Annotated in this window: 13 protein-coding genes; 5 read left to right on the top strand and 8 right to left on the bottom strand. The window is 63.6% G+C overall.

Features of this window, described 5'->3' with window-relative positions; genetic code table 11:
• Positions 1 to 39: 39 nt before the first annotated feature.
• The 7 genes from OKW41_RS27710 to OKW41_RS27680 form a co-directional block, all read right to left on the bottom strand.
• Complete coding sequence (locus OKW41_RS27710; protein ID WP_429574603.1) at positions 40 to 1,083, bottom strand: GlxA family transcriptional regulator; 1,044 nt, start codon at positions 1,081 to 1,083, stop codon at positions 40 to 42.
• A gap of 28 nt (positions 1,084 to 1,111) precedes the next feature.
• Positions 1,112 to 1,903: an ABC transporter ATP-binding protein gene (locus tag OKW41_RS27705; RefSeq protein WP_429574602.1), complete on the bottom strand. Its 792-nt coding sequence runs from the start codon at positions 1,901 to 1,903 to the stop codon at positions 1,112 to 1,114.
• A gap of 91 nt (positions 1,904 to 1,994) precedes the next feature.
• A complete protein-coding gene (locus OKW41_RS27700) occupies positions 1,995 to 2,708 on the bottom strand; it encodes an ABC transporter permease (protein WP_429574601.1) in 714 nt (237 codons plus the stop codon).
• Positions 2,709 to 2,713: 5 nt separating this feature from the next.
• Entirely contained in the window at positions 2,714 to 3,403 is a 690-nt protein-coding gene (locus tag OKW41_RS27695) for an ABC transporter permease (RefSeq protein ID WP_429576491.1), read from the bottom strand.
• 355 nt (positions 3,404 to 3,758) lie between these two features.
• Positions 3,759 to 4,712: a patatin-like phospholipase family protein gene (locus OKW41_RS27690; RefSeq protein ID WP_429449012.1), complete on the bottom strand. Its 954-nt coding sequence runs from the start codon at positions 4,710 to 4,712 to the stop codon at positions 3,759 to 3,761.
• A gap of 59 nt (positions 4,713 to 4,771) precedes the next feature.
• Positions 4,772 to 5,323 carry an outer membrane protein assembly factor BamE domain-containing protein gene (gene bamE, locus OKW41_RS27685; protein WP_429574600.1) on the bottom strand — a complete coding sequence of 184 codons (552 nt, stop codon included), beginning with the start codon at positions 5,321 to 5,323 and terminating at the stop codon, positions 4,772 to 4,774.
• Positions 5,324 to 5,866: 543 nt separating this feature from the next.
• Entirely contained in the window at positions 5,867 to 7,468 is a 1,602-nt protein-coding gene (locus OKW41_RS27680; protein ID WP_429574599.1) for a rhodanese-related sulfurtransferase, read from the bottom strand.
• 319 nt (positions 7,469 to 7,787) lie between these two features.
• On the opposite strand from OKW41_RS27680, the gene OKW41_RS27675 reads away from it, so the two are divergent.
• Positions 7,788 to 8,783 (top strand): LLM class flavin-dependent oxidoreductase, encoded by a 996-nt coding sequence (locus OKW41_RS27675; RefSeq protein WP_429574598.1) that lies wholly within the window; start codon positions 7,788 to 7,790, stop codon positions 8,781 to 8,783.
• Positions 8,784 to 8,910: 127 nt separating this feature from the next.
• On the opposite strand, the gene OKW41_RS27670 is transcribed toward OKW41_RS27675, so the two are convergent.
• Entirely contained in the window at positions 8,911 to 9,702 is a 792-nt protein-coding gene (locus OKW41_RS27670) for an SDR family NAD(P)-dependent oxidoreductase (protein WP_429574597.1), read from the bottom strand.
• Between the two features lie 529 nt (positions 9,703 to 10,231).
• On the opposite strand from OKW41_RS27670, the gene OKW41_RS27665 reads away from it, so the two are divergent.
• From OKW41_RS27665 to OKW41_RS27650, 4 genes are all read left to right on the top strand, one after another.
• On the top strand, positions 10,232 to 10,528 hold the full coding sequence (locus OKW41_RS27665) for a hypothetical protein (protein WP_429574596.1): 297 nt from the start codon (positions 10,232 to 10,234) through the stop codon (positions 10,526 to 10,528).
• The gene (locus OKW41_RS27660; protein WP_429574595.1) at positions 10,525 to 12,708 is read left to right on the top strand and encodes a hypothetical protein; all 2,184 of its coding nucleotides are present in this window, start codon (positions 10,525 to 10,527) and stop codon (positions 12,706 to 12,708) included. Before OKW41_RS27665 ends, OKW41_RS27660 begins: the two co-directional genes overlap by 4 nt.
• Complete coding sequence (locus tag OKW41_RS27655; protein WP_429574594.1) at positions 12,708 to 14,174, top strand: ATP-binding protein; 1,467 nt, start codon at positions 12,708 to 12,710, stop codon at positions 14,172 to 14,174. The genes OKW41_RS27660 and OKW41_RS27655 overlap by 1 nt, the downstream gene beginning before the upstream one ends.
• Before the next feature lie 81 nt (positions 14,175 to 14,255).
• Positions 14,256 to 16,061, top strand: coding sequence for a TniQ family protein (locus OKW41_RS27650; protein WP_429574593.1), 1,806 nt, complete (start codon positions 14,256 to 14,258; stop codon positions 16,059 to 16,061).
• The last annotated feature ends 202 nt before the right edge of the window (positions 16,062 to 16,263 follow it).

The raw sequence follows: 16,263 nt of genomic DNA, 5'->3' as shown, positions 1-16,263 counted from the left end.
GCGCGCACGAGCCATGCGTGCCTGGCGCGCCGCCTTGCGTCAATCGAGCTCGGGCCGCTCGATCAGCGCGGCCGGCCGCGGCTCGCTCGCGCCGCCGTGCGCGCCGGTCTGGCGGTCGATCCAGTTGCGGCGATCCTCGCGCGGCGTGACGCCGAAGCGCTCCCGATACGCATTCGAAAAGTGCGCCGCCGACGAAAACCCACATGCGAGGCTGATCTGCACGACGGATTTGCTGGTGCGCTGCAATTGCGTGCGCGCCTTCGACAGCCGCAGCCCCAGATAGTATTTGGACGGCATCGAACCGAGATACTGGCGAAACAGGCGCTCGAGCTGCCGCCGCGAGACGCCGACGAGGCCGGCGATTTCATCGGTGGTCAGCGGGTCCTCGATATTGGCTTCCATCAGCAGCAGCGCGTCGTTCAGGCGCGGGTGGCGCTCGCCCGGCGCGGTCACGAACGGAATGCGCTGACGCTCCTCGCCCGCGCGCAGCACGCCTACGCCGAGCGTATCGGCGATGCGCTCCGCGAGTTCGGGCCCGTGCTCGCGGCCGATCATCGCGAGCATGAAGTCGATGGTCGCCTGGCCGCCCGCGCAGGTCGCGCGATCGCGATCGATTTCGAAGATCTGCTGCGTGACGATCGAGCGTTCGAACTGTTCAGAGAACTGCTGATAGGTTTCCCAGTTCACGCTGACGCGATAGCCGGACAGCTGCCCCGCCATCGCGAGCCACCACACGCCGTGGTGGATACCGGTGACGAGCGGCGTGCGCTGACCGACGCGCGCGAGGCTCGCGAGAAACAGACGGTAGTCGGCGAACTGCTGGAACCGCTCGGTGACGATGATCAGCCAGTCACACGCGATCGCGTCGCCGAACGCGGCATCGGCCGGCCATTGCGCGCCGCCCGCGAGCGGCACCGCGCGGCCGTCCCACGAACATACCTGCACGCGATACAGCGCGCGGCCGTCGATTTCATTGGCGAGACTGAGCGCGTCGACGATCGGCCCGACGCCCGACATCGACACGGGCGGCAGTGCGACGATCGCGACTTTGGTCGTGCGAGCCGGGCTGGACGTGCGGGCCATCGGGTGTCCGTGAAAAGCGAGCCGCGCGTTACTTCAGGCTGCCGGACAGGAACTGCTTCAGGCGCTCGCTGCGCGGCGCGCTCAGCACCTCGGCGGGATTGCCCTCCTCCTCGGTGCGGCCCTGGTGCAGGAACATCACATAGTTCGACACATTGCGCGCGAAGCCCATTTCGTGCGTGACGACGATCATCGTGCGGCCTTCCTCGGCGAGCTTCTGCATCACCTTCAGCACTTCGCCGACGAGTTCGGGGTCGAGCGCGGAGGTCGGTTCGTCGAACAGCATCACGTCCGGGTCCATCGCGAGCGCGCGCGCGATCGCGACACGCTGCTGCTGGCCGCCCGACAGATGCGACGGATACTGCTTCTCGAGACGCGGCGCGAGCCCGACCTTCTCCAGATACTCGCGCGCCCGGTCCTCGGCCTCCTTGCGCTTCAGACCGAGCACATGAATCGGCGCTTCGATCACGTTCTCGAGCACGTTCATGTGCGCCCACAGGTTGAAGTGCTGGAACACCATCGCGAGCTTCGTGCGGATGCGCTGCAGCTGCTTGTGATCGGCGACTTCGAGATTGCCGGCGCGATCGGTCTTCGTCTTGACCGCTTCGCCGTCGACGATGATCTGCCCGGCGTTCGGCCGCTCGAGAAAATTGATGCAACGCAGGAAAGTGCTCTTGCCCGAGCCGCTCGCGCCGATGATGCTGATCACGTCGCCCTTGTTCGCGTTGAGCGACACGCCCTTGAGCACTTCGTTGTCGCCGTAGCGCTTGTGGATGTCCTGTACGGCGAGCTTGCAAGCTTCGGTTTGAGTGGTATGGAGCAAGATGCTCTCCCAGTGAGAATACGGATCGGTCTGGTGCGGACGACGCCCTGCCGAAGCTCGAGGCGCCCGATGCTGTGTCGTCAACGCGCGCTCAGTGCGTGCGCACCGCGAGATGCGCGAGCCAGCGACGCTCGGCACGCCTGAACAGCGCGACGAGCGCGAACGACACCACGAGATAAATCAGCGCCGCGAGCCCGAACGCGTTGAACGACTGGTAGGTCGCCGAGTTCGCGTCGCGCGCGACCTTCAGGATGTCGGGCACCGTGGCCGTGAACGCGACCGTCGTCGCATGCAGCATCAGGATCACTTCGTTACTGTACAACGGCAACGCGCGGCGCAGCGCGGACGGTATCACAATGCGCCGGTACATCGTGAACGCGCTCATGCCGTAGGCACGCGCCGCCTCGACTTCGCCGTGCGAGGTCGAGCGGATCGCGCCCGCGAAAATCTCGGTCGTGTACGCGCAGGTGTTCAAGGCGAACGCGAGGATCGCACAGTGAAAGCCGCTGCGAAAGAACGCGTCGAGCAGACTGTGCGAACGCACGAACGCGAGACTGTACACGCCGGTGTAGATCAACAGCAGCTGGACGTAGAGCGGCGTGCCGCGAAATACGTAGGTGTACAGACGTACCGGCGTCGACAGCCAGCGCTTCTTCGACACGCGCGCAACCGCGAGTGGCACGGCGCACACGAAGCCGATCGCGATCGATGCGACCAGCAGCCACAGCGTGACCGCGAGACCCGACAGGCGTTGCCCGTCCCAGAACAGATACGCCTTCCAGAATTGATTGAGGATTTCGATCATGACGCTCAGAGCTCCGCGTGTCGCACGCCGATCGAATAGCGGCGGTTCAGCCAGATCAGCACGAGGTTCGATACGGTGGTGATCGCCAGATAGATCAGCGCGGCGACGAGGATGAAGAAGAACATGTTGAAGGTACTCTTGCCCGCGTCCTGCGCGGCCTTGACGACGTCGGCGAGACCGATGATCGACACGAGCGCGGTGGCCTTCACGAGCACCTGCCAGTTGTTGCCGATGCCGGGCAGCGCGAAGCGCATCATCTGCGGGAACAGGATGCGCGTGAACACGCGCCCGCCGCTCATGCCGTACGCGCTGCCCGCTTCGAGCTGGCCGCGCGGCACCGCGAGAAAGGCGCCGCGAAAAGTCTCGGTGAAATACGCGCCGTAGATGAAACCGAGCGTCAGCACGCCGGCCACGAACGGATCGATGTCGATCTGCTCGATGTTGAACATGTCGGTCAGATCATTGAGCCAGATCTGGATGCTGTAGAACAGCAGCAGCATCAGCACGAGGTCGGGCACCGAGCGGATCAGCGTCGTGTAGCCGGTCGCGATGACCCGCAAGGTCCGGTTGAACGAGAGTTTCGCCGCCGCGCCGGCGAGGCCGAGCAACACAGCGGCCGCCAGCGACAGAACGGACAGCTCGATCGTCTGGAGCGTGCCGGCGAGCAGCACGGGACCAAAGCCGTATAGGAACACGCGTGTCTCCATCCAGGTTCGTTGAATTGGCGCGGATGGTGGCGGCTTCATGGGCTGCTCGCTGCTCCGGCATGGCGCGGAGTCTCGCAAGCTGAAATCAATTTCTCAAATACCGGGCGGGTGGTTTGCTGCGACGCAACATTGCACTTCGACGCACGACGGAACGCTCGTAGCGCTTGGTTTCACGGGGGTTATCGTGTTGTCGGGCGCGCCGCGCGCGCCTGGCCGTGCGGCGATTTCGCAAGTTTCGGGTCGCTTTTTCGATAGGCCGCGCCGACGGCGGTGGCGCCGCCCGATCGCGTCGCGCCGTTGCGTCAGCGCGTCCACGCCGGCTCCGACGCCTGACAGCTCGCGCTCAGTCGAGCCCGAGCCGCGCGCGAATCGCCGGCAGCATCTGCTCGACCGCCTCGCGCCCTTCCTCGATGGCTGGCGCCGCGCGATGAAAATCGAAGATGCCCATGCCGCCGAGACGCGGCTGGATCAGGATATCGGCCGGTTCGCCAGCGAGCCGGCTGCGCGTGATGCGCACTTGCATGATGTCGATGCTTTGCGCGATCGAGCTCAGCATCGACGGCACCTGCGCGCTTGGCTTCGGCGGCACGCGCACGTCGTCGGTGGCGCTCGCCTCGGCTGGCGCGAGCCAGCGCGGCCACGGCTTGCCGTTGCGGCGCAGCGCGACGGGCGGCGGCGCGGTGGGATCGAGAGCGGGCGTTTCGATGACCGGGCCGCCGAAATCGCGGCCGTTCAGGATGTCGTTGTTCAGATCGATCGCGATCACGCAGTCCGCGCGCATGCCACGCGCGACCGACACCGGCACCGGGTTGCTGAGCCCGCCGTCGACGAGCCACACGCCGTTGTGCCATACCGGCGTGAAGATGCCCGGAATCGCAATCGACGCGCGCACCGAGTCGATCGTGCTGCCGTCCTGCAGCCAGATTTCGCGGCCCGTGTCGAGTTCGGTCGCGACCGCCGCGAACGGCATGTGCAGTTGCGCGATCGAGCGGCCGGCGAATTTGTCGGCGAATAGCTGGATCACCTTGCGCCCGCCAAGCAGGCCGCCCGAGATACGCAGATCGAGCAGCCGCACCACGGTCTGCCACGTGAGACGCGACACCCACTCCTCGAGCCAGTCGAGATCGCCGTTCGCATAGACGGCGCCGACCAGCGCGCCGATCGACGTGCCGCACACGACGTCGGGCCTGATGCCCGCGTCTTGCAGCGCGCGAATCGCGCCGATATGCGCCCAGCCGCGCGCGGCGCCGCCCCCCAACACCAGCCCGATCCGGCTGTATCGACGTCGACGTATCATGCCTACCCCGCTTTTTCGGCCCGCTTATCCGGCCGTCTTCTGATCGACATTGCCCCCGCCTATCGCCCGCGGATCACGTCCGAGCGTGACGTGGTGTACACCCTCTGGTTCCGGTCGAAGTGAACGTTGAAGATGCCTTCTTCGGTCACGCCGCCCTCGCGCCATTTCCAGCTCCACACGGTTTCCGGCTTCAGCGGAAACACCGCGACTTGTCCAGGCTTGCCAAGCAAGCGCCGCACCTCGTCCTCGGTCATGCCCGAGCGAACCTGCGCGAAGTTGTCCGCGGTCAGCACCTGCGTGATCGCCTGCAGCATGCCGTCGCGATCGATGTCGACCATGTAGGTATTCAGGCCTTGCGGGCCGCGCGGATATTCGAAGCGCTTCGAGCCGTCGGTGAAGGTGCGCGTGGTCTCGGGCTTGCCCATCTGCGCGAGGATTTGCGCTTCGGTCGTGACGCCCGGCGTCATGTTCCTGAGCAGCAACGCGTCCGGTTTGACGGCGTTGAAAAAGTCCTTGAGTTTTTGCACGGCTTGATCGCTCTGCTGTTGGTCGCAGCCGGTCAGCGCAAAGCACGCTATCAGTAGCGTGACGCCCAGTGGTTTGAGACTCACTTCGGTTCCTGTCCGGATGTGCGGGATCTGTCTTCGCGGCGCCTGGCCGGTCTGTAGTGTGTACTACAAGGATAACCGCGCACGGAGAAAACCGCGAGCAACGTGTTGCGCGCAGCGCTAATGGATCGGCCGAGGTCGGTTGAGATGGGCACGCCAAAAGCAAAAAGGCGACGCTGTGTACAGCGTCGCCGTGTCGGTCGATAGGATCAACCGGAAGTGACGGCGGCTCATTAGCCGCCTTGCGCGAAGCACCGCGGACGACGCGCAGCGGCCTGCTCCAGACGAAGCGATGAGCAACCTTGGCTACTCACCTTGCGCCATCGCCGAATGACAAACCGCTGCCTTTTATGGCCGCCCTGGTCCCTCGAAAAGCCTTCCAGATGCCGCTAATCTAAACGCATCGGAGGCTTTCGACGAGAGCGCGTTTACACCGAATCGGCAGAAGATTCGCGTGGCGCAAGAGGGGTGCGGATGGCCGGCCCGCGGATCGCCGGCCGCCGGATGGCCGGCCCCCGGATCGCCGGCCGCCGGATGGCCGGCCCATCAAATCACACGAAAGCCGTGCGTGCCGTCGCGCGCGAGTTGCGCGACGAGCCCGTGCTCCCACTCCAGATACGCGCTCATCGCTTCGCGCGCGTTGTCGGTACCCTCATATGGCCGCTGATAACGATCGATCCGCGGCGACGCCATCCGCGCGCCGCCCGACTCCACGGGCAAGCCCGCGTCGATCCACGCGATCGTGCCGCCGCGCAGCACCTGCACCGGCCGCCCGGTCGCCGCGGCGAGCTCCGGCGCGACGAAGCGCGCGAGCACGTCGCTGCCGCACGTGAGCACATAGCGCTTCGCGTCGGGCAGTGTGCGCAGCGCGTCCGCGAGCTGACTGCGGATCACGAACCACGCGCCCGGAATATGCCGCCTCAGATAGTGCCTGCTGCTCGTGAAGTCGAGCACGACGGTTCCCGTCGACTGCAGCAGCGCGGCGAGCTCGGCCGGCGCGATGTCGTCGACGTCGGGTGGCGTCACCGCGTTGCGCGCCAACGGCGCCATGCCCTTCTCGGCGAAATCGGCCGCCGTCAGGCCATCGACCACGTACACCTCTACGTTCATCTGCGCGAGCCACGATGCGGTCATGTTCGCGCGCACACCGTCGCTGTCCGCGAGGATCACGCGCGCGCCGCGCACCGTCACGAACAGGTCGGTTTCCTGCACGAGCTGGCCGCCTGGCGCGCTGCGAAAACCGGGCACGTGGCCCGCCTCGTATTCCTCGGGGTTGCGAACGTCGAAGCGATAGACGGTACGCACCGCTTCGTCGGCCCAGCGGCGCGCTTCGTCGCGCGACGTGCGGCGCACGCGCGCCCGGTCGGCAAGCGCGCGCGCGCCGTCTGCCGCGGCGAGACGGGAAGCGTCGTCGACCGCGCCTTCGACACGCCGAGCGCTGCCATGCGCGAGCGGTTGACCGGCGAGCGTCCAGCCCATCGTGCCGTTGCGCAGCGCGGCCACCGGATTCGGCACGCCCGCGTTGATCAGCGACTGCGCGCCGATGATGCTGCGCGTGCGCCCCGCGCAATTGACGATGATGCGCGTGGCCGGATCCGGCGCGAGCTGCCTGGCGCGCAGCACCAGCTCCGCACCCGGCACGCTGATGCTGCCGGGGATGTTCATGAGCTGAAACTCGTCGAAACGGCGCGCGTCGAGCACCACGACATCGGCCTCGCGATCGAGCAGCGCCTGCACCTGCTGCGCGGACAGCGACGGCGTATGACGCACGCTTTCGACCAGTTCGCCGAACGCCTTGCTCGGCACGTTGACATCCTTGAACAACTCGCCGCCCGCTTCGCGCCAGCCTTGCAGGCCGCCTTCGAGCAAGGCGACGTTGGTATAGCCGAGTTCGGCGAAGCGCTCGGCCGCACGCCTCGCGAGGCCTTCGCCGGCATCGAACACGACGATCGGCACGGCCGGCCGAGGCAGCCGCAGCGGCGCGTCGAGTTCGAGCCGCGACAGCGGCAGATTGGCGGCGAACAACGGATGACTGCGCGCGTGCGGATCTTCCTCACGCACGTCGACGAGCGCGATCTCCTCGCGGTCGAGCAATGCGTGGCACACGTCTTGGAATGACCGGGTACGAAACTCTTTGACGACATTCATGGGTTCGGGAACTCCTTCGCTACATTCTCCGGCAACGGGTCGCGTCACCGCACCGATACTTAACCGTACACTCGAATTCCGATCGGCGCACGGTCACTCGCTGGATTGCTGATTCGGGCGCACTGCGAATGCGAAGCACCGCCGCGCGAACACGCTACGCACGCGCAATTTCCGCGCCATGGGTCGCGCCTCAGCGCGCCTCATCGGTCCTGCCGACCCTTCCGTCGACAGGGGCATCGCCGCGCCGCCAGCAGAAAAGGCGCCGCTTTGCCACAATGCCCCATCGCGCGAAAGCGCCGCCCATCGCAATCAACAGACAATGATCCCCTTCTCGGTTCTCGATCTTTCGCCGGTCACCGCGGGTGCCACGCCGGCTGACGCGTTCAGGAACACACTGTCACTCGCGCAGCACGCGGAAAAGCTGAACTACAAACGTTACTGGCTGGCCGAGCATCACAACATGACCGGTATCGCGAGCGCGGCGACCTCGGTCGTGATCGGCTACGTGGCCGGCGGCACGAAGACGATTCGCGTCGGCTCCGGCGGCATCATGCTGCCGAACCATGCGCCGCTCGTGATCGCCGAACAGTTCGGCACGCTCGCGTCGCTGTATCCGGGGCGGATCGATCTCGGCCTCGGCCGCGCGCCCGGCACCGATCAGACCACCGCTCGCGCGCTGCGCCGCGATCTCCAGGCGAGCGCCGAAACCTTCCCCGACGACGTCGTCGAATTGCAACGGTATTTCGCTGAGCCGGTCGCGGGCCAGCGTATTCGCGCGGTGCCGGGCGCGGGCCTGAACGTGCCGCTGTGGCTGCTCGGTTCGTCGCTGTACAGCGCGCAACTGGCCGCGGCGCTCGGGCTGCCGTTCGCGTTCGCGTCGCACTTCGCGCCCGATTACATGATGACCGCGCTGCAGGTGTATCGCACGCAGTTCCGGCCGTCCGCTACGCTGGCGAAGCCCTATGCGATGGTCGGCGTCAATCTGTTCGCCGCCGACACGAACGACGAAGCCGCACGGCTGTTCACGTCGCTGCAGCAGCAGTTCATCAATCTGCGGCGCGGCACGCCGGGACAATTGCAGCCGCCGGTCGAGCGGCTCGACGCGTCGGAGATGGAGTTGAACAACGTCGCGCGTGCGCTCGCTTGCACGGCGCTCGGTGATCGCGACGCAATCCGCGAAGGTCTGCAATCGATCACCGAGCAGACCGGCGCGAACGAGTTGATGCTGACCGCGCAGATTTACGATCACGCCGCGCGGCTGCGCTCGTTCGAGATCGGCGCCGAGGTGCGCGATGAAATGATGGCGGCCAGATAAGCGGTTCGCGAACCGATCGGCGGACACGGCGACGCACGAAAAAAGGGCGGCTCATGGCAAGCCGCCCTTGTCTTTTGCACTGAGTTGGGGCCGGTCGTGTGAGAAGCCGGCCCAATGCCTTCGTGGTCTAGAAGGCGCTCTTTATAACGCCCCCGTCGGCGCGCAACGCGGCTCCCGTCGTGGCCGACGAAAGCGGACTGGCGATATAGGCCACGAGCGACGCGATTTCCTGCGGCGAACCAAATCGCTTGATGAGCGAGGTGGGACGGACCTTCTCGAAGAACTCTGTTTCGAACGCTTCAAACGATTTGCCGTCGGCCTTGGCAAGGGTCTCCACGAATTCACTCACTCCCCGCGATTTCGTCGGCCCCGGCAGCACGCTATTGACTGTAATGCCCGTGCCGGCAACGGCTTCGGCGAGCCCCCGCGAGACCGCCAGCTGCGCGGTTTTCGTCATCCCGTAGTGGATCATTTCAGCTGGAATCTGCACCGCACTCTCGCTCGAAATGAAAATGATGCGCCCCCAGTTGGCCTGCCTCATCGCAGGCAAAAACAGGCGAGCGAGGCGTACCCCACTCAAGACATTGACGTCGAAGAACCGCTGCCAGTCCGCATCGGGAATCTCTTCAAACGGCTTGGGCTCGAAGATGCCCAGGTTGTTGACCAGAATTTCCACGTCGGGATAGCGTCGCGCGAGCTCTTCCGCCGAAGCGGCCGTACTGAGATCGCCCGCAAATCCCTGCACGTCGCTGCCCGTCTGCACTTTCAGCTGCGCGACCACGTCGTCCACAGATGACTGGGAGCGGCCGTTCACGATCACACGAGCGCCCTCCTGCGCCAACGTGGTGGCGATAGCGAGACCGATGCCGGCTGTGCTGCCGCTCACCAGTGCGAGCTTGCCTGTCAGGTTCAGGTCCATGGGTGATTTCCTTTCAATGGATGAATTAAAAATGGCGACATCGGAACTTGAACGTCGGATGCCGCCGTGAGGTTCACGTACGTGTAATCGCCGCAGTGCCGGCAAACGCGAGTTGGTGCCAGTGTTCACGCGTCTGCATCGCCTCTGCCTCCCGTCTGCGGCGAAAAGTGGCACGAGCACAGATGCCCTGTGCACGGTAATCCGGGGCGCAACGAACACCTTGGCGCGGCGGCTTCCTCGGCTCCGGGGATCAAGTCGGGATCGGGCGTAGAACCGCGCTTTCGAACTGGAAAAAGACTCGATCATCTGACGGAGAAGGCCGGGACCAGCAAGGCGTGTATGTGGGGGAACGCACATGAGTGGCAGGCGGACAGCGAAGCAGGCAGACCTGAAGTACGTGTAGGAGAAGGAAAACAAGGCCATGTCAGCGATTTTCCAACTTCGTTTGGCTAAGTGATGGTGGCGCCCAAACTCGCATCATCGCGATTCACTGGGGATGCGCGCTCCGCGCAGATCACGCCCGGATGGCATGACATGTGCGTTGTGTGCTGCAAGCAGCGGCTGGAATAAAGACGGTCGTGGTGCGCCGTCCGCGGAGCTGCAACATTACTTTTTGGACGCGCTGGCCGAACAGTCCTTCTCGAAGCCGCTCGGATCGATCCTGGATATCGTGGCCGAACAGTTGCGAATCGCCCGTTTCATGTCGATCCACGTGTTCCGGTATCTGGCCTGGCAGCGGTTAGTTGAAGTTGACCTCTATGTGCCTCTACACCTGACCAGACCTCATCCGGCACTCGCGTCGAATTTCAGGAAGATCGCCGCATGATCAGGCCAAAGATCAATGCCGTTCTGGTGCCGACCGGCGACGAACCGCTGACGGGACGGCATCGCGTCCTCGCGCGGATCGCTGATGATCTGGTTCTGTTCAAACTCGACCAGCCGCACGGCCGGCCGTTCGTCGTTCCTCGCCCCGTAGTGGCCCAATGGGTCGCCGATCAGCTAGTTTCGATCGGACCGGATCCTGCACCCGACTACGTACGTCGCGCCGATAGCGAAATACCGATCGCACATCGCACGAGGCGCGACACGTTATGGGCGGCGATAAAGCCTCTCGTCACCGGCGAGGACGCCGGGCTGATCTTCGACGAGGGCTATCGCTGGAAGATGCTGACGCTGCGGGCAGCCGAAGTCAACGTCACCGTCGCCTACCTGTACCGCGTGCTACAGCGATACTGGCAGTTCGGGCAAATCCCCAATGCGCTGCTCCCTGCCTATTCAAACAGCGGTGGGGCTGGCAAGGTGCGGGCATCAGTCGAGGGCAGCAAACGCGGGCGACCGCGAAAGGTGCTGGCCGCAGGGCACGACCCGGGCGCCGTCGGCGTCAATGTCACCCCCGACGACCTTAAATTCATCGCACTGTCCGTGAAGGTCTTTCATCTCCGGCGTGGCATGACGCTGAAGGAAAGCTATGACGAGATGGTGCTGCACCACTATTCGACGCGCGATCTGTTCGACGGCGAAGTCCGCAAGATCCCGTTTCCCTCGAACCGGCTGATCCAGCTCCCCACGTACCGCTACTGGGCCGCCAGGCTGATGGCCGACATGAGCCTTCAGCGGGAAGTACTCGATGACCTGCTATGGCGCAAGCGACTCCGTGGTCGCGCAGGTCGTGCCAGGGATACGACGATCGGGCCCGCCGATATTTTCGAGATTGATGCAACGGTCGGAAACTTCTATCTGGTTTCGGAATTCCATCGCAATCACCTCATCGGCCGACCCGTGATTTACTTCGTGGTCGACCGTCGCTCAACGATGATCGTCGGGCTGCACGTCGGCCTGATCGGGCCGTCGTGGAATGCGGCGCGCATGGCGTTGCACTGCGCATTCAGCGACAAGGTGAGCTTCTGTGCACAGTATGGCATCACGATCCGTCCCGAAGACTGGCCGGCGCAGGAACTGTGCAACCTGATTGTTGCCGACAATGCTGAACTGCTAAGCCGGCATGCCGAGAAATCCCTGCAGAACCTGCTGCATATCGACTGCAACATCAATCCCGTTGGCCTGCCGGTCGCCAAGGGCACGGTCGAGAACAAGTTCGCCACGGTCAACGAGTCGGTCGCGTGGGTACCGGGCGCCTGGAAAGCGCGAGCGCTCGAACACGATGCGCGCAATGATCTCGATCTGCGCTGGGACGCCACCCTGACGCTTCGGGAATTCACCCAGGTGCTCGTCGACGAAGTTCTCTATCACAACAATGCGATCGCGGTCCCGGATTTCCTCACCAAGGAAATGATCCAGGCCGGGGTGAAGCCCTATCGACGCGACATCTATCTTTGGGGCCTCGAACATGAGTCCGGCGAACGTGCTCGCCATTCCGATCCGGAGGCGCTCTATCGGTGCCTGTTGCCATCCCGACGCTGTTCGATGACCGAAAGTGGCCTGAAAGTCGACGACATGTATTACTTGCCTGAAGGAGGTAGCCATGAATTGCTGCTCGCACAGGCGAAGCGGTCACGCCGGTCAGTCACTATCCACCATGACGACAATTGCACGGATTTCGTCCATGCCATTGACCCAACCACGGGCAAATGGTCTCGTTGGCAGCTTAACACATCGTCGTCGGCGCGCTACGCTCGGTTGCGGTTCGAGGACATGCTTGAGGTCCATGCGTCGCTTCAGTTCGCAGCGCATGACGCTGCCGACCATGAGAATGTACAAAAGGCTGTCAGGAAGCAGAAGCAGCAAGCCATTGTGGCGGGCGCGAAGTCAGCAAAACGCAAGGCGCCGCGCCCTCCGACCCAAAGGGAATATCTGAATTCCACCAAAACCAACCGGCAGAGGGAAGTGGCGATGCAGAACGTCCTGCTGTCGACGGAGTCATCCACCCTGCAGAGTCTCGCAGAGCGTGAGCGCGAGGCCGCCACAAAGCACCGCAGCGAGATGCGCTCACGGCGCAACAAGGTTGTTGCCATGCGGCGATCAATGCCCAAACCGGGGAAAGCCTGATGTCGCGCGCACCGCTGATGCAGGCTATCTACCGACCCACCGGCGTGATTGCCTACGAAGGGAATCCGTTGATCGAGGCACTGCCCCCGATCTGTTCGACGGCCGATTTTGCGTCGATGATCGAGTGGCTGCCTCCAGCACCGCAGGACGCCGATCGCAAGACGCCCGCCGAGTTGCGTATCCACTCGTTGCCGTCGATCAGAAAGCTCGTCTATCTGTTGCCCGAATATGGGCTGTACAGTTCGATCTTTTCCGTTGTGCTGCGCGAGGGTTATACGACGCGCAACCCGGTGCGAACCGAAACCTGGCAGCATCTTCACTACGTCAACAGCGGCGGAAAAGACGCGTATGGCGCTCCAGAGCCGGCGGCGCACAGATCATCTGGCATCCTGTTCTCCGGCCTGAGCGGAACCGGTAAATCAACGTTCATCAACCGGCTGCTGCAAACGTATCCGCAGGTTATCCAGCATACGCGGTACAACGACCAGCAGTTCATTCATCCCCAGCTCGTCTGGATCAAGATCGACTGTCCGCACAACGGTTCATTGTCCGGTCTGACACTGCGGTTCTTCACGGCTGTCGACAAGGCGCTCGGCACCTCTTACGCGCGCAACAATTTTCCGGCAAGCGGTCGTTCGCCGAAGCTCGCCATGCTCCTTGAGGAGATGGCCGCGGTTGCCGCAAACCATTTTCTTGGCGTGCTGATCATCGACGAACTCCAGAATCTCAGCCGCGCGAAGACGCAGGGCGATGAAGGGTTCCTGACGTTCCTGAGCAGCATGGTCGAACAGATCGGCATCCCGATCATCGGCATCGGAACGCCTGGTGTCACGAAGGTCTTTCGCAAGACGCTGCAGGATGCGCGTCGTGCAGCGGCGATGGGCTACTACGAATTCCAGCGCTTTGCCGAAGACGAAGACGCGTGGGCCGATTTCGTTAGAACGGTTACACAATACAACTGGACCGATCACGCCATTCCGGATGATTCCGCCTTCAGGGCAGCGCTCTACTATCACACGCAGGGGATTACGGCGATCGTTATCGCACTTTTCATCCTCTCCCAGTTTCGCTGCCTCGCAGCCGGTGAACCGCTGACAACCGATACGCTAGACAGTGTGTCGCTGGGCGAGCTTGCACCCCTTCAGGCCGCACTGCGCGTACTTCGGTCAGGCAGCGCCGATGGCATGCACGAGTTCGATGATCTTGCCACCGACAAGGCTTGGGCAGAGGCAGTTGAAAACCTTGACCGTGTGGTTCTGGATTTTGTAACGACGCGAAAACCGCGTAAGTCGTCAAAGCGCGGCGCGAAGAATACGGGTCCCGGAAAAGGTCAGTCGCAACCATCGGACGATCCCCGCGATCTGCGGAATCTGGAAGCCACACGGAACCTGCACGAGCAACTGCGCGAATGCGGCCTGACCCCTGTCAACATTTTCGCGATGGGTAAGGATGCCGCCGACGATTAGCCACGCTGTACGCTTCAACGAAACGCGGATCGAGGTGCCCGTGAATCGTGTTCACCCGTCAATCACAGCCGTTTCCCGCACATGACCTCCGGTTCGAACCTGCTCCTCTTCCCCGTGTCACTGCCCGATGAAGCACTTGTCTCTCGCGTGAGCCGCTATCACATTCTCACGCGCAACCGCAAAACCCGGGACAGCTTCATGCAGCTGTTCGGCAAGCCGCGCACAGCGCTCACCGACATCGTACCGCCCGACATCCCGTGTCTGGCATTGCGCCTGCCGGGCGACAGTAGCGATAACCTCGAACGGCTGCTCAACGACAATACGATGTTTCCGCTCGCCACGCTTTTCAACAGTTGGACGCCGCCGACGGACTGGCTCGGCGCCGCAGCCACACCGGCCACGATACGGCGGCGCACACTTGGCCTCGCAGGCCTGACAAAGATATGCGAACTCTGCCTGCGGGAAGATTTCAACACCCACGGATCGCCTTATATTCACCGTGCACATCAGGCACCGGGCGTGATCTGCTGCTGGAGACACGGGACGTCATTGATCGAGCGGTGCCCGGAGTGTTCCTGCCCGTTCGAGCAACCGCGGGAACTCCTTGAGGTTCCCTGGAAGCCATGCGCGTGTGGATATCGCCTTGGCAGTGACGTAGATCCCATAGACGAGGCGACCGTAGGGGGAGACGCCGCGCGGGGCTATGCCGTCTTCGCTAGGGATCTATTGCTCGCGGCCCCGGGCTCGTATTCCACGTCGGTAATCGCCTCGACGTGCCGAACGAAACTCGTGGAACTGGGTCTTTCCCGTGGACAACGGGGAATCGACCGTCACGCGGCCGCAGCGTTACTGGGAGACTACTACGGTTCAGACCTGCTCGGGCAGATGGACCCCGCCTACGCCGCGGGCAAACGCGATCAATGGTTTCGCATGGGCAGCAGAAGCGGCACGCCGGATGTCCCCCTCAACCGCCATCTGCTCACCACGCATTTCCTGTTCGTCGACGCAGGCCGGTTTGTTCAGGCGCTCGACACGGCCGCCGCGGAAGCCCTCATGCCACCGATGCCAACGCAGGCCACCCTGGACCTTGCAGGCGACGCTCGGAAGCCGAATGACAAGGTGAGTCGCGCGGTGGGCGAACTGCGTCGGGTGCTGGAGGAAAATCCGCGCTATACCTTGGAAGACCTGTGGAGCAGGTATCGGGGCACGCTTACTCGCCTGCTGAAATGGGACCAAAAGGCTTTCGCCCAAATTCGCGACTTTGCACAGAAGTCGCGCAGCGGGCAACCAGTCACCGCGCGAGTGATTTCGCCACATCGGCTTGATGGCGAGCGGGCCGACCAGCTTCGACAGGCCGCGCTAAGACTTTATGCTAGCACCGATCGGCCGGCGAGAATCTCAAAGTACAGCATCGGGCGAGCCGCAAAGCTCGCCCATGTGGTGTCCTCGCGCGCCGCTTACCCGCAATGCAACGAAGTCCTCGACGGGTTCGCTGAGACCCAGTGGCATTTCTATGCCCGGCGATATCTGTGGACGCTCGCGCATCTTCCGGATGCGGCGTCGGCATCAGAAGTCCGGCAGCAGGCCGGCATCTGGCACTACAAGTTCGTTGAATTGGACGCGTACTTTCGGGCGCGCTCACTCACGCAGGTGATGCACCTTCGCGAAGGACAGATCATCGTACTCCTGCGCGGTCACGGTATCGACCTGAAATGGGAAGGCCCCTGCCCGGACAAGACATTTGCAAGGCCAGGGCGCGCCTACGTCAAGAAGTGCACCGGGACCACCACTCGCCATGCCGCAGGCCCGAGTTCGAACAATGTGCCGACACCTGTAGATATGGCCGCCGTGGTACTCGAACGGGCGCGTTTCGCCTCTGCTGGATGACCGGGGTCGACCCACTCCCGCCGTTCGACGCGGCGCCGCGTCAACGGCTGCTTCGCGGAGTATTACCGACCTTCGTAACTCCATCCAAGCGTGCGGGCCACACTCCGGTGGCGCAACGGGATCTTCGAGCCAGCAGCATGGAAGACCGACACGCTAGACCGTATGCGACGCCGCTTGGCAGTTGGAGAGCCGCTAGCGCAGG

This window comes from Paraburkholderia sp. UCT70, from assembly GCF_050434085.1.
GTDB classification, from domain to species: Bacteria; Pseudomonadota; Gammaproteobacteria; order Burkholderiales; family Burkholderiaceae; genus Paraburkholderia; species Paraburkholderia tuberum.
This window is presented reverse-complemented; position numbering and strand designations above follow the sequence as displayed.

Excerpts from the sequence above, each read along its gene's own strand:
- OKW41_RS27710 (WP_429574603.1), bottom strand. The coding sequence starts at position 1,083 with ATGGCCCGCACGTCCAGCCCGGCTCGCACGACCAAAGTCGCGATCGTC.
- OKW41_RS27700 (WP_429574601.1), bottom strand. The coding sequence starts at position 2,708 with ATGATCGAAATCCTCAATCAATTCTGGAAGGCGTATCTGTTCTGGGAC.
- OKW41_RS27690 (WP_429449012.1), bottom strand. The coding sequence starts at position 4,712 with ATGATACGTCGACGTCGATACAGCCGGATCGGGCTGGTGTTGGGGGGC.
- OKW41_RS27680 (WP_429574599.1), bottom strand. The coding sequence starts at position 7,468 with ATGAATGTCGTCAAAGAGTTTCGTACCCGGTCATTCCAAGACGTGTGC.
- OKW41_RS27675 (WP_429574598.1), top strand. The coding sequence starts at position 7,788 with ATGATCCCCTTCTCGGTTCTCGATCTTTCGCCGGTCACCGCGGGTGCC.
- OKW41_RS27670 (WP_429574597.1), bottom strand. The coding sequence starts at position 9,702 with ATGGACCTGAACCTGACAGGCAAGCTCGCACTGGTGAGCGGCAGCACA.
- OKW41_RS27665 (WP_429574596.1), top strand. The coding sequence starts at position 10,232 with ATGACATGTGCGTTGTGTGCTGCAAGCAGCGGCTGGAATAAAGACGGT.
- OKW41_RS27660 (WP_429574595.1), top strand. The coding sequence starts at position 10,525 with ATGATCAGGCCAAAGATCAATGCCGTTCTGGTGCCGACCGGCGACGAA.
- OKW41_RS27655 (WP_429574594.1), top strand. The coding sequence starts at position 12,708 with ATGTCGCGCGCACCGCTGATGCAGGCTATCTACCGACCCACCGGCGTG.
- OKW41_RS27650 (WP_429574593.1), top strand. The coding sequence starts at position 14,256 with ATGACCTCCGGTTCGAACCTGCTCCTCTTCCCCGTGTCACTGCCCGAT.